At 41.3% G+C, this 18,459-nt stretch carries 15 protein-coding genes and 1 tRNA gene; 6 read left to right on the top strand and 10 right to left on the bottom strand.

Annotated elements, in window-relative coordinates; all coding sequences use genetic code 11:
* Positions 1 to 54 precede the first annotated feature (54 nt).
* Positions 55 to 690: a DedA family protein gene (locus tag J4G44_RS02975; protein ID WP_004970236.1), complete on the top strand. Its 636-nt coding sequence runs from the start codon at positions 55 to 57 to the stop codon at positions 688 to 690.
* A 96-nt stretch (positions 691 to 786) separates the two neighbouring features.
* On the opposite strand, the gene J4G44_RS02970 is transcribed toward J4G44_RS02975, so the two are convergent.
* The 5 genes from J4G44_RS02970 to J4G44_RS02950 form a co-directional block, all read right to left on the bottom strand.
* Positions 787 to 1,377 (bottom strand): LysE family translocator, encoded by a 591-nt coding sequence (locus J4G44_RS02970; RefSeq protein WP_004970239.1) that lies wholly within the window; start codon positions 1,375 to 1,377, stop codon positions 787 to 789.
* 241 nt (positions 1,378 to 1,618) lie between these two features.
* Positions 1,619 to 2,014, bottom strand: coding sequence for a hypothetical protein (locus J4G44_RS02965; protein WP_004970241.1), 396 nt, complete (start codon positions 2,012 to 2,014; stop codon positions 1,619 to 1,621).
* 13 nt (positions 2,015 to 2,027) lie between these two features.
* A complete protein-coding gene (locus tag J4G44_RS02960) occupies positions 2,028 to 2,864 on the bottom strand; it encodes a ParA family protein (protein ID WP_207973840.1) in 837 nt (278 codons plus the stop codon).
* Between the two features lie 189 nt (positions 2,865 to 3,053).
* Complete coding sequence (locus tag J4G44_RS02955; RefSeq protein WP_004970245.1) at positions 3,054 to 3,446, bottom strand: SirB2 family protein; 393 nt, start codon at positions 3,444 to 3,446, stop codon at positions 3,054 to 3,056.
* Positions 3,447 to 3,459: 13 nt separating this feature from the next.
* A complete protein-coding gene (locus tag J4G44_RS02950; protein WP_207973839.1) occupies positions 3,460 to 3,771 on the bottom strand; it encodes a BolA family protein in 312 nt (103 codons plus the stop codon).
* Between the two features lie 236 nt (positions 3,772 to 4,007).
* On the opposite strand from J4G44_RS02950, the gene J4G44_RS02945 reads away from it, so the two are divergent.
* From J4G44_RS02945 to J4G44_RS02930, 4 genes are all read left to right on the top strand, one after another.
* A tRNA-Gly gene (locus J4G44_RS02945) sits at positions 4,008 to 4,083 on the top strand.
* A gap of 346 nt (positions 4,084 to 4,429) precedes the next feature.
* A complete protein-coding gene (locus tag J4G44_RS02940; RefSeq protein WP_180060142.1) occupies positions 4,430 to 5,812 on the top strand; it encodes a transposase in 1,383 nt (460 codons plus the stop codon).
* Positions 5,813 to 6,024: 212 nt separating this feature from the next.
* Complete coding sequence (locus J4G44_RS02935) at positions 6,025 to 6,342, top strand: helix-turn-helix domain-containing protein (RefSeq protein WP_004883943.1); 318 nt, start codon at positions 6,025 to 6,027, stop codon at positions 6,340 to 6,342.
* A complete protein-coding gene (locus J4G44_RS02930) occupies positions 6,339 to 7,628 on the top strand; it encodes a type II toxin-antitoxin system HipA family toxin (protein WP_004970273.1) in 1,290 nt (429 codons plus the stop codon). The genes J4G44_RS02935 and J4G44_RS02930 overlap by 4 nt, the downstream gene beginning before the upstream one ends.
* Positions 7,629 to 7,645: 17 nt before the next feature.
* Here J4G44_RS02930 and J4G44_RS02925 read toward each other — a convergent pair whose 3' ends face one another.
* Positions 7,646 to 10,993 (bottom strand): DEAD/DEAH box helicase, encoded by a 3,348-nt coding sequence (locus tag J4G44_RS02925; protein ID WP_207973838.1) that lies wholly within the window; start codon positions 10,991 to 10,993, stop codon positions 7,646 to 7,648.
* A gap of 165 nt (positions 10,994 to 11,158) precedes the next feature.
* Complete coding sequence (locus J4G44_RS02920) at positions 11,159 to 12,397, bottom strand: hypothetical protein (protein WP_131261285.1); 1,239 nt, start codon at positions 12,395 to 12,397, stop codon at positions 11,159 to 11,161.
* 214 nt (positions 12,398 to 12,611) lie between these two features.
* Here J4G44_RS02920 and J4G44_RS02915 point away from each other — a divergent pair, with 214 nt between their 5' ends.
* Positions 12,612 to 13,982: a phosphohexomutase domain-containing protein gene (locus J4G44_RS02915; RefSeq protein WP_207973837.1), complete on the top strand. Its 1,371-nt coding sequence runs from the start codon at positions 12,612 to 12,614 to the stop codon at positions 13,980 to 13,982.
* Between the two features lie 97 nt (positions 13,983 to 14,079).
* Here J4G44_RS02915 and galE read toward each other — a convergent pair whose 3' ends face one another.
* From galE to J4G44_RS02900, 3 genes are read right to left on the bottom strand one after another with little or no spacing between them, the layout of a single operon-like run.
* On the bottom strand, positions 14,080 to 15,096 hold the full coding sequence (galE, locus tag J4G44_RS02910; RefSeq protein WP_207973836.1) for a UDP-glucose 4-epimerase GalE: 1,017 nt from the start codon (positions 15,094 to 15,096) through the stop codon (positions 14,080 to 14,082).
* A complete protein-coding gene (gene pgi / locus J4G44_RS02905) occupies positions 15,089 to 16,804 on the bottom strand; it encodes a glucose-6-phosphate isomerase (protein ID WP_207973835.1) in 1,716 nt (571 codons plus the stop codon). Before pgi ends, galE begins: the two co-directional genes overlap by 8 nt.
* Positions 16,804 to 18,072: a nucleotide sugar dehydrogenase gene (locus J4G44_RS02900; RefSeq protein WP_207973834.1), complete on the bottom strand. Its 1,269-nt coding sequence runs from the start codon at positions 18,070 to 18,072 to the stop codon at positions 16,804 to 16,806. Before J4G44_RS02900 ends, pgi begins: the two co-directional genes overlap by 1 nt.
* Between the last annotated feature and the right edge of the window lie 387 nt (positions 18,073 to 18,459).

Raw genomic sequence — 18,459 nt, 5'->3', positions numbered from 1 at the left:
ACTTTCCGCCTGTGGACTGCTAGGATTTGAGCACACTTTCGCTTGTTTTTTCCCATGGAACTGATTGATTTTATATTACACGTCGATGAACATTTGCTCGAATTCATCACCCAATATGGGGTATGGATTTACGCCATTTTATTCCTGATTATTTTTGTAGAAACGGGCTTGGTGGTCATGCCGTTTTTACCTGGCGATAGTTTACTGTTCGCGGCAGGCGCATTGGCTGCATCGACAGGAGTGATGGATCCGTGGATTTTGGGTATTTTATTGTTTACTGCTGCGGTACTCGGTGACACCCTGAATTACCACATTGGTAAATATATTGGTCCACGGGTTTTTGAACTGGAATCACGTTTTATCAATAAAAAACATTTGATCGAAACGCAGAAGTTTTTTGAGCGACACGGCGGAAAAACCATTATTTTTGCGCGTTTTGTGCCTTTTGCGCGTACCTTTGCGCCCTTCGTGGCGGGTGCAGGCAGCATGAATTATAAATACTTCCTGACCTATAACGTGATTGGCGCTTTTTGCTGGATCGCGTCGTTTATTACACTCGGTTATTTGTTTGGCAATATGCCAATAGTGAAAGACAATTTCACCCATTTAATTTTCGGCATTATTATTTTAAGTGTCTTGCCTGGAGTGATTGGTTTTATTCGCCAAAAACTCAAGAAAAAACCTGCTTAAGTTGTGTAATTCTTTGGGCATGCCTGTTACAGCGCTGCCCTCATACATTCAAAACAGGTGAGATGATTGCTCAACTCACCAAAAGTCTCTAAATCTTTAGAAAAAACGTGCCACCACAGGCAGCATACACACCACCAACAGCAAAGCCGAGCCTTTATATAACAGATCTGCCGTCACTTTATTGGTTTCTCGCGCCAAAACTGCTCGCCCAAAAGACATCCAAAATAACGCTGTTGGCAATAAAATCAGACCAAATAAGACATAGACCATAGCAAAGTTGGTCGGGTTATCCCACGTTTCTGTAGGAAAAATACCTGCAGCAAATAACAAGGCTTTTGGGTTTTTAAAAGTCGAAAAAAATAATTGTGCAGGGCGAATGGCAGAGTGTTTTTGACAATGTTGCTCTAAATGTGACTGCTTCCATAAATGAAAAGCCATCCAAAACACATAGCCTGCGCTTAAAACATGCAGTATATCAATTAAATAAGGCCAAATTGGCGCACTCAAATGAATGAATAACGCCCACAGACTAATGGCATACATATAACCAAAAAACTCTGCGGGAATCAGCAGACTGGTTTTGGCAATGCCTTGTTGGTGGGCTGAGCTTGCCAATAGCGCATTGGTCGGGCCAGGAATCATCAAGACCGCAATCATTGCTAGGACAAAGAGCCAACTTTCAATCATAAACACCAGAGCATGCAAATCAAAAATAGGAGCACACCTTATATGAAAGCCATTGAAAATGACAAGTTTTTCTATCTGGCAGGACTGACCCAAGGGTGTAAATAGAACAGAAAATAAAATTAAGTTTTTGTTTTTAAAATATTAGATTGAGATCAACCTTGAATTATCTTGCTACATTTTTTAAGCAATGGTGCTGCACAAATGGCAGCACCATAGACAAAATATTCGCAAATCCTAAAATTTAAGATGTTACAGGTTTGGGCTTAACAATAATCGGGCAAGCTTTAAATTTTGCTGCTTGCACAATGGCTTCTTGTTCACCTAAAAGACGTGCCAATTCTGTTCTTTTGGTATTGGATGACTGTCCCATATTGACAGAAACACTCGGTGCAACGCCCCAACCGCCACGGCTGCCCCAACCACCGCCTAAACCGATACCCACACCAACACCTGTACGTTTCGGTGCTTCAACACCGCTTTCAATATATTGCTGAATACGGTTATATTCGCTTTGTAATTGTTGGCAATTCAAAGCCTGATAATGTGTAGGCGACACATAGCTAGGTTTCACTGTGGTCGCACAAGCCCCTAGCAATAAACTACTTGCCGCGACAAGACCAATTGCAAATGTTTTCATGTCTACCTCTGTATCACGCTTGCTCAATTTCATTGAACAATGATTGATAGGCCTGCGTCAATTTATGATCTGTTACCAAATGAATTAATGGCAAATTTTTATGATGTGATTCTTTCATCAACACTGAAGGCGGCAACATACTGTTCAGGACAGGCAAGCCCTCTTCTTTGAGTTGCTGAACCACTTCACGCGGCAACTTGGCCTGCGCCTGAAACTGATTCACCACAATCCCTTCAATTTCCAGATGTGGATTATGATCATCCTGAGTTTCCAATACATTTTCAATCAAGCTTTGTAAGGCACGTTTAGAAAACACATCACAGTCAAAAGGAATGAGCACCCGATCTGCAGCAATTAAGGCAGAGAGCGTAAAAAAGTTAAACGCAGGCGGGGTATCAATAAACACGCGGTCATATTGATCGGACAATTGTTGCAAGGCATCGCGCAGCTTGTAAATTTTATGTTTTGATTCAAGTGCATGTGCCAAGCCGCCCAATTGCGGACTCGCAGGAATCACATCCAAATTTTTAAATGGCGATTGATGCACATAAGCTTCTAAACCTTTGCTGCGGTTTTTTAAAATTGAGCCCAAAGCATTGCCCAGTAAACCTTTGGATTGGTTTGCACCCAACACTTCTTCAAAATAATTTTCGATGTTGGGCTCAAGCGCAGGCTTGTCGGCAGAATAAGTAGCATCATCACCCAACAAATATTGGCTGGAGTTGGCTTGCGGGTCGAGGTCAATCACCAATGTTTTTAAACCCTGATGCGCACTGATTGCAGCCAAATTGACGGTAATACTGGATTTTCCAACACCACCTTTCTGATTAAACACCACACGTGTGCGCATTGCCGCCCCTCTTTTCAATTTTTGTTGTGACATCACTTCAGTTTAACTGAGCTGTAAATATTCTTGCCGAATTATGTCTAACAATTCACCAGTGCTCAAATATGCAGCCAATCTTTTGCCAATATTTACATACATTCAATGCTCGTGAGTTCACACCCACGAGCAACATCCACAATAAGATCTGCTGACTTAGCCAAAGCTTGGCTTTAACATCACCAAACCTAAAATGGCAAAAAATGCGACTAAGGCTAAGCCCCAACCAACACGGCGTTGAATCAACAAAATACTGTCATCTTTTTTATACGCTTTGATTAAAGATGACAGCATCACCAAAAATAAAATAATTTTGGCATAAAACCATGTTTCGACTTGAAAGTCTTTTAAAAACAAAGCAATGACACCTGTCACTACAATCAACGTCAGTGCTGAATGTTGCAATGCCACAAAGACTGTCCACGCTTTAGGATTAGGCGAGTTATTTTGTGTGCCCTTAAACAAAGTCATGGCACGTACAAACAGCACCAAAAATAATAAAGCCGCTGCAGCAACGTGAATGGTATTCAGCATTCCTAAATTTTCCATTTATTTCAATCCATTACGATGTTTTTGGTGCGTGGGCGCATTCTGGACTGCTGGTGTCTTGTCCCTGCCATTCAGATGCAACAAAGGCATGAATTGCCAATGCATGAATTTTACTTGGGGCGAGTAAGTCACCCACAGCAGCATAAATTTTTTGATGACGTTGTACCGAACGTAAGCCCTGAAAAACATCACTGACCATCACCACTTTAAAATGGGATTCTTTTCCTGGGAAATAACCGCCATGCCCTGCAGATTCATTCACAACTTCTAAATGACTTGGATTTAAAGCAGCTAAGCGTTGCAACAATTGTTGTTCTAAACTCATGATTGTATTTCCCAAAATGGTTTAAAGGCTGCCTAGCAGTATAACTGCGTTCTATACAATTCTCAGCACTTTGGCAGAATCATTCGTGCTTGGTGCTGTTACAGCGTGTTTTTCTACTTAAATTTGGCGATCTCATCGCCAGTTGTTCTAAAAAATGTCGTTTATTTATGCAATTAAGCTAATTTTTTGCATAAATGGATTGACCCTATTTTTGCATAATGTATTATACACCGCATGCGGGAATAGCTCAGTTGGTAGAGCACAACCTTGCCAAGGTTGGGGTCGCGAGTTCGAGTCTCGTTTCCCGCTCCAGATTCTAAAAGCCTCAGTTGAATGACTGGGGCTTTTTTATTGTTGTTTTATTCAATATTTTACTTCATAAGAAATTTTTATACTTAAAAAAGTAAGTTTACAAAAGTGCTCTTTCAAAACTGTGAACAAAAAACCGTGTAGATGATGCTCCAGAGTAATTAACTATAACTAAAAATATAGACAAATATTTGCATAAGTGCTCATTTTGTCTATGTCGATTCAGTAGTGGCAAGGTGGGTATTTATTAGAGATTTAAATGATTATCTTTTGTATTTTAGGTGAGTGTCTTGGTATATTAGCATCCATATCTATTGATTATCCAATCCCTTAACCTAGGCATGACTTTGTGAAATTAACACGCATTCATCACTGTAAAAACTTGAATGTGCAAAAGTACAAACAGCTTGAGAAACAAGCTGTTTTACTTGGTCGTATTCGTAGCGAGGTGTGGGCTAAATATGGTGCTATTTCAGGTTTGAATATCAGTGACAGAGCTATTCGTGATGCGTGGATGAAAGAAAGTCGTGACTTTGGTGTTTCTGCAAATGCGTGGAAAGAAACGCTACGTGATTGCATAGGTGATATTAAAGCCTATCGAGAAGCATCAAAAGACAAAGTAAAGCAGGCGATCCGAAAACGCACCTCCTGTAATAATGAACAAAAAAGACTATACACCTTGCTTAAAAAAGATGAATGGATGACTGATAATTTCCTCCATCGTCAAATGCGTAATCACTTTAAGCATGGTGTTAATCACACACATAATCAAATTATTGTTCGTGCGGATATGTGTAAAACCTTTGAGTTAAATGGTCAATGTTGGCTTAAAGTACCAAGCCTAATCCCTCGACAAACCATTAAAATCCCATTAAATACGACTGTTGATTTTGCACCGCAAGGCACATTAAGAATTATTCTAAAAAATGGCAATATTGAAGTTCATTCAACCTATGATGCAGTTGAAACACAAGATTGTGGTCAGGAAACAGTAGGTGTTGATAAAGGGTACTCAGAAGCTTTTGTGGACTCTGATGGCGATGTATATGGGAGTGGTCTAGGCAAGCTGATCTCAAGTGAATCAGATTATTTAAATCAAAAGTACAAGCACAGAAACAAGCTCAGAGCGATTGCTAAAGCTAAACCACACAAGAAACAGAAAATTGAGTTAAATAATCTAGGTCGAAAAAAACTAGATAAGCGACAAGATACTCAAAAAGCAAAGCTCAAAACATTAATATTTACAGCAACTCACAAGTTGGTTGATAAAGCCAAAGTGATTGTTGCGGAAGATTTAACATCCCCAATTCAAAGTAAACGCAACTATGGCAAAAACACCAATAGACGCTTAAATACATGGGTTAAAGGCTTATTAGCCGATGCCCTAACAGGTATATCTCACCGTAGAGGTTCTACGGTGCATCTAGTCAATTCTGCATACACTTCGCAAAGTGATTCTTTCTTACGTGGGCTTTTAATAGGCACACGCAAGGGAGATCGTTTTCACCGTTTCAATGGGGAAGTTGTGCAAGCTGATTGGAATGCTGCGAGAAACGTGCTTGCAAGATTAAACGACAATGAGATAAGTCGTTATACGCCTTACAAAACTGTAAAGCGTATATTGCAAGAACGGACTGACCGCTACAAGTCGGAACTGACCGACTCAGGCTCTAGTTACACGCTTGGCAACAAGACATTAACAGAGTGCGAATTAGTCCTTGAGTATGTTTGAATACATTTTAAGGAACAGTATCAATCATACAAGATAAAAAAAACTCCAAAACAAAAGATAGTATTAGCTACTACTAAGTGGCTTATGTTAAACAAGATCAGCTTGCCTAGATCCTAAATATTGATGCCGCGGAGCCTGTTAATAATTTCTGTCATTGCTTCTTAATAAAAAAGCAACTAATATGCTTCTTACACCACCAAAAAGCAATAAATATGTCTACACTAAATAAGTCTTTACTACAGCAAGTCAAAAAAAGACGAACCCTATTGGGTTTAAAGCAAGTTGATATGCAATCACGTACAGGCATTTCAAGACAGCAGTACCAAAAACTGGAAAGTCAAGGCAATCCTCGATTAGATACCTTAGAAATTATTGCGGCAGGACTAAATGCTCAACTGATGCTCATCCCAGATGATAAGGTTCATTTGATTAGACAATTATTGAATGATGAAATTAAAGTCACTATTGAAGATCAAGATGACTTAATGTCTAACCCATGGAAAGGTCTTCTCGGAGGAGAGGAACCATGAATACTGTTGCAGTCCTGAAATTAACATTACATCATGTTGTCGTTGGATACTTGGCAGGATTTCAGAGCGGAAAAAATATTCTGGTTTTCACAGATTCTTTTCACTTGGATCAGCAACGTCCGACCTTGAGCTTGCTTACTTCCCCTTTATATCCTCAAGCGGATAAGATTTTAGAAAAGACCTATGTTACACATCAGCGCTTACACCCCTTGCTATCAAATCTGCTACCAGAAGGTGCATTACGCGAACTCATAGCACAAAGCCTCAAAATACATATAGACAATGAATTTCAGTTATTGGCAGCTTTAGGTCATGACTTACCTGGGGCACTGATTGCAACCCCAGTAGATCCAGAAGAAATCCCAGATGGAATAAAATTTAAGCTTCAGATCTCGAATCCAGATCAGATATTAAAACAAGAGATTCGGACAAATAATAAGTTTTCCTTGGCTGGCGTCCAAATGAAGTTTTCCATGAAAGCCAAAGATGGGCGTTTTACATTAGCACAGGCAACGGAATCCAGCCTACTCGGTGATTGGATTGTCAAAACTCCTTCTACCAGACATGCTTTTGTTCCGCTGAATGAATACTCTATGATGATCCTTGCCAAAATGGTCGGAATAGATATCCCAGAGATTCGTTTGGTAGATATGGCACTCTTACAAGACCTTCCACCATTAAATCTACCCCAAGAGCAATATGCTTTTGCAATTAAGAGATTCGATAGGCAGAGTACTGCTAATACTACAGAGCTTATTCATATTGAAGATTTTGCTCAGATCTTTGGTTCATATCCACACCAGAAATACAGCACCACAAATTATGAGCAGATCGGTAAGATCATTTATCACTATTCAGATAACAAAATTTTTGATATTCAGCAATTTGCCAGCCGTTTACTCGTCAATATTTTACTCGCCAATGGAGATGCACACTTAAAGAACTGGAGTATGATTTATCACGATAAAACAACGCCAAGATTATCCCCTGCATACGATATATTGATGACAAGTGTATATATTGAAAATGAGCGTCATTTCGCCTTAAATCTTGCCAAAAATAAAGATTGGTATTTAGCTGAGATGAAACACTTTGAACAATGGGCTGAAAAAGTCGGTGTTCCATGGCGTGTTATTGAAAAACAACTTCACGCGATCATGGACAAAGCACGGTCGGTATGGCCAGTGCTATTACTAGACTTACCTATGATTTCTGTTCATAAAGAAAAATTAAGAGAACATTGGAAAAAATTGCATCCGGACTTTCAGATACTTACAGATGATTAGGGTAATCTGAAACCAAACTAAAATTTCTCAAACAAGTTCATCACGTCATTTTCCGTCAGTTTCGCTTCGCCTTCATGATCTGTACTTAGAATAGAGTGTGCCAGTTCTGCTTTATTTTGCTGTAAGGCAAGAATTTTTTCTTCTATGCTTTTATTAGTAATCAGCTTATAGACAAATACCGGCTTGTCCTGTCCAATCCGCCATGCACGATCTGAAGCTTGATCTTCAGCAGCAGGGTTCCACCATGGATCATAGTGAATGACCGTATCTGCGGCAGTTAGATTCAAACCGACCCCTCCTGCTTTCAGACTGATTAAAAATACCGGCACTTGTCCAGACTGAAACGCTGTAATGACTTCATCTCGCTTTTTGGTCTTTCCAGTCAGCTTCACATAGCCAATTTCTGCGTGATAGAGCTGTTGTTCAATCAGTTCCAACATTGAGGTAAACTGAGAGAAAATAAGAATTTTTCGTCCCTCTTCCACCATTGGAACAACCATATCCATCAACTGTTCAAGTTTGGCAGAATGCGCCTGCCCAATTTTCACTGAATCCAGCTTTAGTAAGCTAGGATGGCAGCACACCTGACGTAGCTTCAGTAAGGCATCTAAAATTTGAATTTGACTACGTTTAAAGCCTTTTTCTGCCACAATTTTCTGAATGCTTGCCTGCATCGTGGCACGAACAGCCTCATATAACTTGGATTGCTGGTCATTCATATCAATATTGACTTCAATCGTGGTTTTTTCTGGCAACTCTTTGGCTACGTCAGTTTTCAAGCGACGTAAAATGAAGGGCTTAATCCGGTTGACCAACTTTTGTCTTAACTGCTCATCACCGCGCTTTTCAATCGGATGACGGTACTTTTTATTAAAAATTTCTTGTGAATATAAAAATCCTGGCATCAGGAAATAAAATAGTGCCCACAGCTCACCCAAATGATTTTCCATAGGTGTACCGGTTAGACATAGACGATGTCGCGCTGTTAATTGCCGTACTACCTGTGCAGCTTTGGCGCGCGGATTTTTGATATTCTGCGCCTCATCCAAAATGAGTTGATGATATTCATATTGCTTTAGTTGCTCTTCATCTCTCGCCAGAAGCGGATAGGTGGTTAACACAATATCATAGTGCGGAATCTGCTCAAAATACTGATGGCGATCGGGCCCCTGTAGCAGCAATACCTTGAGCTCTGGGGTAAATTTCTCCGCTTCTTTGAACCAGTTATGCATCAGCGATGTGGGTGCAACAATTAAGGCGGGACTATCCTGCAAATATCCAGCCTGCTTTTCCATGAGTAAATGGGCTAAAGTTTGTGCTGTTTTCCCCAAGCCCATATCATCTGCCAGAATCCCGCCATGCTGGGTTTCCCTTAAAAACTGTAACCAGCCTAAGCCCTGCTGCTGGTATGGACGCAACTCCCCCTGAAAACCTTGTGGTGTTGGCAGTTGTTGCTGATAGCCTTGTTTGAATTTATGTACAAATTTCTGCAGGCGATCACTGACCTGCCATGTCATCCCAAGATTATGCTGCAATTCTAATAATTGACTCGCATCATAGCGATCAATACTGCGCTCTTCTTGCTGTAAAATGCTCTGCAGATGCAATAATACCGGCTTAATATCCCTAGCGGATAGCGCCAAATCAGGTTGATCAACTGCAGTTTTCACGGTGAAAATTTGACTGTCATGCAGATGAATAAAAGTCCGCGGATCAAGTAAATCAGGATTTACTCGCACCAAAGCTACGAGCGCATCAAGTAAATTATAAGAATTGCCTGCACTGTCTTGAACCGTCGCCCCGATATTGAACCAGTCCTGCTGACCTTCAGATTCAGTGATAGAAATATTTAAATTTTCGACATATTGCAGGTTAAAGGGGCTGTTTTCCAGATGCTCTATCTGCCAGCCCATCAACTCAATTTGATTGATGGGCATGAGCTGTTTGATCCAGTCTCCATAGAAAGCAAAAACCATAGAATCAAGACGTTGTTTATCCAGTTTTAATTGCTGGTCATAACTAAGATCTTTCACCCACTTCAGTGATTCGACCAATAGCTGTAAACGCTGGATTGACTGTTGTTCCTGAACTAAGTCCCGAAGCTGTCGCACCATTTTGCCATGCTGTTCACCAATAAAACTGTCACCTGATGTACCTGCTTTAATTCGCCCACCTGCATAGGAGAATTCAATTTCAGCACAAACAGACTCTTCCCATTTCCAATCAAATTTATCTAAAACACCGAAGCGTAAAATTGGCTGGGGACTACCCTCAAAGACATCAATATGCTGAATAAACTCGGGTTGAGGCAGATTTTTCACATCTGAATATTGATGAGTCAGTTTCTCAAACTCTGGCAAGAGCTTAGCTGGAAGATCAGGCATCTGTAAAAAATGGTACAGAAGATTTGCCGTATATTCACCATATAACTGGCCCACCGTGTTCTGTTGAATATCCACATAACATGGTGGATGGCTCGCGAGAATCTGAATATGAGGATTTGATTTTAAATCGAGTCGAATATCACCATTGACCAATTCAATGTTTAAATGCTCTGTCTGTTTGTTTACACCTTGTTGCCAGATCAGTTCGATGTGATAGCCTTGTTCTGACCATTGAAGTGCAGTATGGCTCTTTTTTTTCCAGTACACATCGCCACTTTGAATAAAAGATTTGAAATGCTCCAATAAAATGCTTGAGATATCAAGATTGCTTTGATAAAAGCGTTCGTCGCTGTTTATTTTGGCGTAATAATAAATCTGGTTAAATAATTGTCGTTTTTGTTCAGGTAAAGTCAGATGCTTTCTGGTGATATTTTCATATTGGGTATAATAACTTTCCCCTGCAATTGAGCCGTTCTTATTGCGTCTGGCTTTCTGAACATCAACTGTCAATTTCTTTAAGCTGACCGACTGATCTAGCAGGTAAATTAAATAATTGTTTGTTTTGACAGATTGCTCTGGTTCAGTCTGTTGTAAATACCGTTTAAAATCATTCAACCAGCGCTGCGCCTGATCATCCCCCCATCGGCGTTTTGCGATTCCCTGCGGAGATTGAGATTCAGCATAACGCTGTTGAAATTCCTGACGATATTCTTGAAAGAATAACCGCGCTAAAGCAGCAGCATGTTTACAGTTATATCCAACTGGACAAGTGCAGTCATCATCGATTAAACGGTCTTTTTTAAGATTATAGGTAATCGCGGTATCGTAATAATCTGTCCCTTCAATTTGAGCATACATCGTGACATCATCATTTTCCTCAAAGAACTCAATCGTTTCCCTATCAATGTGTTTAGCATAGCTCAGACTGCGATGAAGAGTTGGATTACTAAAGTGAGATAGAAAATTGATCAATGAGGACATAATTACCAGACACCAAAATGTTTATACAATTATAACGGACAAAGGTGTCATTTCAGAATAGTAGCCGAACGGCCCAACCTGAGCATAACTTGGATTCACTCAAAAGGAATATTGTAAATAAAGACTACTTTTTGCATAAACATTCAAAGCCAAACCTCAATATGTCTACATCATCACAGCATGCATTTCCCACACATATTGACTGCGCATCAATTGCTTTAATTGTTTAAGGTCTTGATATTTTTCCAGTATCTCTTGCGCTCGAGCTAATTTTTGTTGAACATGTCGATAGTCTTGCTCATATTTTCGATACAAATCCTGCACTTTAATTTTACGGTTAGAATATAAAAACTGACTCCAATTAAAAGAGTAAATAATGTCATCTACTTGCATTTGCAAAGTTTCTAACTGTTCTTCTAAAAGCAGGTTATACGCTTTTAATTGTTGATTGGCGAAAGACAAATTATGCTGCTGACCCAACTGAATTTGCAAATTTAACAATGTCAATAAATCATTGGCTTCATAAGCCTGATTGGCTTGCTGCATCAATACGGTTTTTTCTTGTTTTTTCTGCTCATCTTGCTCACGATCTGGGTGAATCCACGCTGTAATTTTTAAGTAAATCGCTTTAATGGACTGATTTGCTAGTTTCTTGGCTTCTTCACGCTGTTGCTGTTTTTTTGCTGCTTTGGCTTTTTCACGGGCAATTTGCTGTTCGGCAAAAGCTTTTTGCGCACTACTCAACTGACTTAAAAAATCCAGCTCCTCTTGTTCTTGCATTTTTTGTTCAAATTTTTTTATAAAGTCATCTAAATCTAATGGATCATGCTGAAAATCAAAAAAATCTAGATCTAGGTCATATTCTTCACAAAGAAAATGCTTCAAACTTTCTAGCTTGAGCTGTGCCAAGCGCTCTTGTTCAGACTCATCATGTTCAAAACTATTTTGTTCACATTGTTCAACATTTTCGTCTTCTGACTCTGTTGCTGTTTTAGCTTCAGATCTTAAATCCACATCATCTGTGTCTAGCAATTCAATATGATGCCCATAACTGTTCAGCAATTCTGTTAAAAACTGAACTTGTTCGGTAGACATCTGCTGCGAATCCAAAAGTTGTAAACTGAGTTGCTCAATTTTTTGATCCAGCTTAGTTTGCTGGGCTGCCGTCACTTTTTGTTGTTTTTGCTGAAGCAGTTGTTGAATTTGCTGAAATATAACTTCACGCAATTGCGCATAAGTCGGTAAAATTTCACGGCTGGCACGTGCCTGAATATCGGCTTGTGCGGTCTGCCATTCATTCAAACGTAGCTGTTCCTGCTCAATTTTTTGGCATAGTTTCTGAAATTTTTTCTGTGGCGCAGAAAGTTTCTGCTCTGGCTCTAAAGTACTTTTCTGTAATTCCATCTTCAATCATATCGAACACATAAGTCTGAGCCGTATTTTAACCAACTTCTTACTCAAGAAAAAACACCCTTGCCCATCACCACATCTTTTCTCATCCATAGTCTTTGACCTGAAACATCTTCAAGCAATTGATCTTCCATTCTATACAGCACATTACACACAGTTCGATTATCATAGGCAGCAATACGATTTTTCCAAATATTTAGGACAATACATGAGCACATTAACCTGTTTTAAAGCCTATGACATTCGCGGAAAATTGGGCACAGAACTCAATGAAGAGATTGCCTATAAAATTGGTCGTGCTTACGGACAAATTTACCAACCTAAAACCGTTGTAATTGGCTGCGATATTCGCCTTAGCAGCGAAGGCTTAAAGCAGGCCACCATTCGTGGTTTAAATGATGCAGGGGTCAATGTGCTCGACTTGGGAATGACAGGCACAGAAGAAGTCTATTTCGCAGCCTTTCATTTAGACGTGCAAGGTGGCATTGAAGTAACTGCCAGCCATAACCCCATGGACTACAACGGCATGAAGTTGGTACGCGAAAATGCGCGCCCGATTAGTGCCGATACCGGCCTAAAAGACATTCAGGCTTTGGCAGAATCAGGCGAATTTACCCCAGTTGAGCACAAAGGTAGTACTCAAAGCTACAATATTTTGCCTCAATTTATTGACCATTTAATGACGTATATCGAGCCTAGCAAAATTCACCCAATGAAATTGGTCATGAATGCAGGCAATGGCGCTGCAGGGCATGTGGTCGATGCAATTGAGCAAAAATTCAAAGCCCTGAATATTCCTGTTGAGTTTGTCAAAATTCATAATGATGCCGATGGCACCTTCCCCAATGGTATCCCGAATCCAATTTTAGTGGAAAACCGTGATAGCACCCGCAATGCCGTATTAGAGCATCAAGCCGACATGGGCATTGCATGGGATGGTGACTTTGACCGCTGCTTCCTGTTCGATGAAAAAGGCCAATTTATTGAAGGTTATTATATTGTTGGCTTATTGGCGCAGGCATTTTTACTCAAGCAAGCAGGCGAAAAAATTGTACATGACCCGCGTTTGGTCTGGAATACCTTTGATGTAGTCGCGCAATATCAGGGTGAAGCGATTCAATCTAAATCTGGGCATGCCTTTATTAAAGATGTAATGCGTGAACACAATGCCGTTTACGGCGGTGAAATGAGCGCACACCACTATTTCCGTGATTTCGCCTATTGTGACAGCGGGATGATTCCATGGCTATTGGCGGTTTCGGTATTGTCTGAAACAGGACAATCGCTATCAAGTCTAGTCGAAGAAATGATTGCCAAGTTCCCATGTTCGGGCGAAATTAACTTTAAAGTGGCCGATACTCAAGCCACCATCCAAAAAATCTTTGAGCATTATGCCAGCCAAAACCCAGCAATTGACCAAACCGATGGCGTGAGTCTAGACTTTGGGGCATGGCGTTTTAATGTGCGTGCGTCAAATACCGAGCCTTTATTACGCTTAAATATTGAAAGCCGTCGTGATCAAAACCCACGCCCAATGCAGGATTATGTGGATGAGTTGACACAATTGATTCAAGCTTAATCTGAAAATCAAAGCAATATAAAAAAGGGAGTCAAAACTGACTCCCTTTTTTATGCTCTAAACCTTGTGGCTGAGTGTATGGCTAGAATCATTCATCTTAACGATAACCATTCGGATTCTGCTTTTGCCAGTTCCAACTATCAGCCAACATATCTTCTAGGCCATATTGTGGTGTCCAGCCCAGTTCTTGCACGGCGCGGCTATTATCTGCAAAAGAGGTCGCCACATCGCCTTCACGACGTGGTCCAAACTCAAATGGAATCTGCACACCATTGACCTGTTCAAAAGTATTCTTCACTTGCAGCACCGAAATCCCATTGCCTGTACCAATATTCCAAGCACGGCAACCCTGTGCAGTCAAACGGTTATTCAAGGCACATAAATGAGCATTAGCCAAATCGACCACATGAATATAATCTCGCACACCAGTACCATCTGGCGTGTCATAATCCTGCCCAAAAATCGACAGTTTTTCACGACGCCCTACCGCTACTTGTGTCACATAAGGCATTAAATTATTTGGAATGCCTTGTGGGTCTTCGCCAATGCAGCCACTTTTATGTGCCCCCACAGGGTTAAAATAACGCAATAATGCAATCGACCAACGCTCATCAGCAAGGGCTGCTTTTTGTAAAAGCTGTTCTACTATCAGCTTGGTATAGCCATAGTTATTGCTTGGCATACCCGTTGGCATCTCTTCATTCAACGGCGAAATATTAGCTTCATCATATACTGTAGCCGATGAACTAAACACCAGTTTAAACACATGCGCACGTTGCATCGCCTGAACCAGACTAATTGAACCTGCAATGTTGTTGTCAAAATAGCTCAGTGGAATTTGTTGGCTTTCTCCCACTGCTTTGAGTCCTGCGAAATGAATCACTGCATCAATTTGATGTTCCGCAAACACAGCGTCCAAAGCAGCAGCATCACGAATATCACCCTGAATAAACTGTAAGGTTTTGCCCGTCAGTTGCTGCACCCGCGCCAATGACTCTGCCGAGCTATTGGACAAATTATCTAGCACCACCACGCTGTGCCCTGCATTCAGCAACTCGACACAGGTATGTGAACCAATATAGCCAGCACCGCCTGTGACTAAAATATTAGCCATCTATTTTTCCTAATAAAATTTTTAATAAACCTTGAGTCGATGCATCGAGTGCCGATAAGTCCTGTTGCTGCCCATTTAAAATAGGCAAGAGCTGATTGGCAATTTCTTTGCCTTTTTCTACACCCCATTGGTCAAAAGGATTGATATTCCACAGCACCGATTGCACAAAGACTTTATGTTCATATAGAGCAATCAACATGCCCAAGCTATACGGATTGAGTTCTTGCAATAAAATACTGCTACTTGGCTGATTACCACTGTACTGCTTATACGCAGCTAAGCCATCTAATTCCTGCTGATCTAAAGCCTGATTACCAAAGGCCAAAAGCCGCGACTGCGCCAAACAGTTGGATAAGGCCAAATGATGTTGCTCTACTAAAGCCTCAGCATTTTCCGCATAGGTAAACTGATTGGCATTATAACGCTGCACAGGAGCAATAAAATCACAACTGACCGCATGTGTCCCTTGATGCAGCAATTGATAGAACGCATGCTGTGCATTCGGCCCGACCTCACCCCAAACAATCGGGCAAGTATCGACGCTCACCGCCTCGCCATTACGCTGAATCGACTTGCCATTCGATTCCATTTCTAATTGCTGTAAATACGAAGCGAAGTATTTTAAACGTCCATCATAAGGCAACACCGCATGAGTCTGAATATTCAGGAAATTATTATTCCATACCCCCAACAAGCCCATCAGCACTGGGATGTTCTGATCAAATGCAGCCGTTTGAAAATGCTGATCGACCGCATGTGCACCTGCTAAAAACTGTTGAAAACCCGCAACGCCTATGGTCAAAGCTATCGGCAAGCCAATACACGACCATAACGAATAACGACCACCCACCCAATCCCAAAGCAAGAGCTGATTTTCAGGGCAAATGCCCCAAGCGGTCATTTTATCGGCTTTGGTGGATACCCCAATAAAGTGATGTTTCAGAATTTGCGCATGTTTACCCAAGGCCTTTTCTAGCCATTGTTTCACCGTTTGCGCATTGGATAAGGTATCAATGGTGCCAAAAGACTTGGACGAAATAATAAATAAAGTAGTTTCAGGACGCAGACGATGCAGCAATTCAGATAGCTGGCTGCCGTCCATAGTTGACACAAAATGTACATTCAGTGGTTTTTCAGTTGCCACTTTAAAATCAGATAAGGCTTGGGTCACCATCAAGGGGCCTAAATCTGAGCCACCCACACCAATATTGACCACATCCTGAATCACTTCACCCGTGGCACCACGGTATTGGCCTACATGGATTTTTTCCACCAAGGTATACATACGCTCAAGCTGGGTATGCACTTGCTCAGTCAATGCAGCGTAGGCATCGCTCTGTTCGGAAGCGCATGCTGCTGTACTGGTCGCAGGCAAACGCAAGGCCCAATGCATCGCATCGCGCTGTTCGGTATAGTTGATTTTCTCTGAGCCCGTTGCCGTTGAAAATAAACGTCCAATCCACTCAGCAAGCTGACTCTGCTGTGCAAACTGAACCAGAGTCTGCAACACCTTGGCATCAATCCGATGCTTGCTATAGTCAAACAGTACACTGTCCAAAGCCACCGAGAAACGCTGAAAACGCTGTGGATCTTGAGCAAACAGCTGATTTAAATGCAGCTGCTGAAACTGTTGCTGCAATTGTTGTAATTGCTGCAAGGCGGTTTGCTGTGGCTGATTATTTGCCTGTGATGTTGTGGTACCCATCATTAGCGACCGACTCCCATATAAGCAAAACCTTGTGCCTTCACAAATTCAGGATCATAAATATTACGACCATCCAAAATCAGCGGATGCTGCATCTGCTGCAACAAAGTTGGATAGTCCAAACTCCAATATTGTTTCCACCCAGTCAACACACATAATGCCGAGGCGCCTTCGACGGCTTGGTATTGGTCTGCACATAAAATCAGATCATCACGCTGACCATATTGTGCTGCAATTTCAGGCAAAGCTTGTGGGTCGTGCAATTTGACCGTCACACCCTGCGCCCACAACGCAGGTAACATCACATGAATGGGGGAATGTTGCACCCGTGCGGTATTTTCTTTAAAGGCCGCGCCCCAAATGGCCACAGTTTTACCGTTTAAATCGCCCTGATAATAATTCCACAGCTTTCTAAACAAGAGTTCTTTTTGTTGTTCGTTAATGCCCCACACCTGCGCCAACAGCTGACTTTTTACCCCTGTGGTGGATACGGTACTGGCCAGAGTCTGAATATCATGGCTAAAGTTTTCACCACCAAACCCCGCACCAGGATACATATACGATGCACCAATACGGCTATCTGCCGCCATACCCTGCCGCACATGCTCAATATCAATCCCCAGTTTTTCTGCCACTACCGCCAAGTCATTGATATAACTAATACGGGTCGCCAACATGCCTGAAATACTCAGTTTGGTAAATTCTGCATCCAACACGGGCATAAACAGGTATTGCTGCGCACGTGGAAATAAAGGGCGGAGTAATTCTTTGAGTTTGACTTGCGCACGTTTATTTTCACAACCCACCGTGAGTTGCTGTGCGCGGGTCATACTTTGAATGGCATTGCCCTCTTGAATCATGTCGGGCAAATAAATCCAGTCATCTTGTGGCAAGATTTTTTGCAGGCGCTGTGTGCCATTTAAACCCAAAGTCGAGGCATTGATCATCAATTTAGGGTGAATGATCGGACGTTGTTGTAACTGCCCCAAAACGGTTACGGCGTGGGCTTCTTCAGTTGGGTTCAAACTGAGTAGATACACATCCACATCTAAAGGCAAGGCTGCAAAATTGCAAAATTGCAAAAAGCCCTTGCTACATTGTTGTTGTAATAATAGGCTCAAGGCTTGGTCTTGAAAGCTGAGATGTTGCTGTTCTAGTGGATGGACAGCATCCTGAAAGATATCGCACCAATAAACGTGATGCCCACATTCTGCCAAGAGTGCAGACATCACGCCTGCATAGAGGGTTTTTCCAAAGACTGCGACTTTCAAAATGTGTTCCTATGTATTGTTTGATGCTGTTTATTTCATGGGGTTACTCTCTTGATTCAAGAGAGATTAGGAAAGATTTTTACATTTCATCCTTTCCTACTGTTCCTCCCTTTTTAAAGGGAGGCTAGGAGGGATTTTCAACATTGAAAGTTTTCACCATATTTGGCTCTCCTTTTTTTAATCCCCCTCAATCCCCCTTTGAAAATGGGGAAGTTCACACTAGCAAAGGCTTTATAATGGATGTTCCACCATGAGCAAGAATTTAAGCACTGCTTTAAATTTTCGCACATAAAATCAATTTTATAATGAGCACCCCTCTCTTTTTTAAAGAGAGGTTGGGAGAGATTTTCAACATTGGAAGTTTTCACCATATTTGGCTCTCCTTTT

The organism is Acinetobacter towneri (assembly GCF_017498585.1).
Lineage (GTDB): Bacteria > Pseudomonadota > Gammaproteobacteria > Pseudomonadales > Moraxellaceae > Acinetobacter > Acinetobacter towneri.
This window is presented reverse-complemented; position numbering and strand designations above follow the sequence as displayed.

Excerpts from the sequence above, each read along its gene's own strand:
- J4G44_RS02920 (WP_131261285.1), bottom strand. The coding sequence starts at position 12,397 with ATGGAATTACAGAAAAGTACTTTAGAGCCAGAGCAGAAACTTTCTGCG.
- J4G44_RS02930 (WP_004970273.1), top strand. The coding sequence starts at position 6,339 with ATGAATACTGTTGCAGTCCTGAAATTAACATTACATCATGTTGTCGTT.
- J4G44_RS02955 (WP_004970245.1), bottom strand. The coding sequence starts at position 3,446 with ATGGAAAATTTAGGAATGCTGAATACCATTCACGTTGCTGCAGCGGCT.
- J4G44_RS02975 (WP_004970236.1), top strand. The coding sequence starts at position 55 with ATGGAACTGATTGATTTTATATTACACGTCGATGAACATTTGCTCGAA.
- galE (WP_207973836.1), bottom strand. The coding sequence starts at position 15,096 with ATGGCTAATATTTTAGTCACAGGCGGTGCTGGCTATATTGGTTCACAT.
- J4G44_RS02925 (WP_207973838.1), bottom strand. The coding sequence starts at position 10,993 with ATGTCCTCATTGATCAATTTTCTATCTCACTTTAGTAATCCAACTCTT.
- pgi (WP_207973835.1), bottom strand. The coding sequence starts at position 16,804 with ATGATGGGTACCACAACATCACAGGCAAATAATCAGCCACAGCAAACC.
- J4G44_RS02965 (WP_004970241.1), bottom strand. The coding sequence starts at position 2,014 with ATGAAAACATTTGCAATTGGTCTTGTCGCGGCAAGTAGTTTATTGCTA.
- J4G44_RS02915 (WP_207973837.1), top strand. The coding sequence starts at position 12,612 with ATGAGCACATTAACCTGTTTTAAAGCCTATGACATTCGCGGAAAATTG.
- J4G44_RS02970 (WP_004970239.1), bottom strand. The coding sequence starts at position 1,377 with ATGATTGAAAGTTGGCTCTTTGTCCTAGCAATGATTGCGGTCTTGATG.
- J4G44_RS02935 (WP_004883943.1), top strand. The coding sequence starts at position 6,025 with ATGTCTACACTAAATAAGTCTTTACTACAGCAAGTCAAAAAAAGACGA.
- J4G44_RS02950 (WP_207973839.1), bottom strand. The coding sequence starts at position 3,771 with ATGAGTTTAGAACAACAATTGTTGCAACGCTTAGCTGCTTTAAATCCA.
- J4G44_RS02960 (WP_207973840.1), bottom strand. The coding sequence starts at position 2,864 with ATGCGCACACGTGTGGTGTTTAATCAGAAAGGTGGTGTTGGAAAATCC.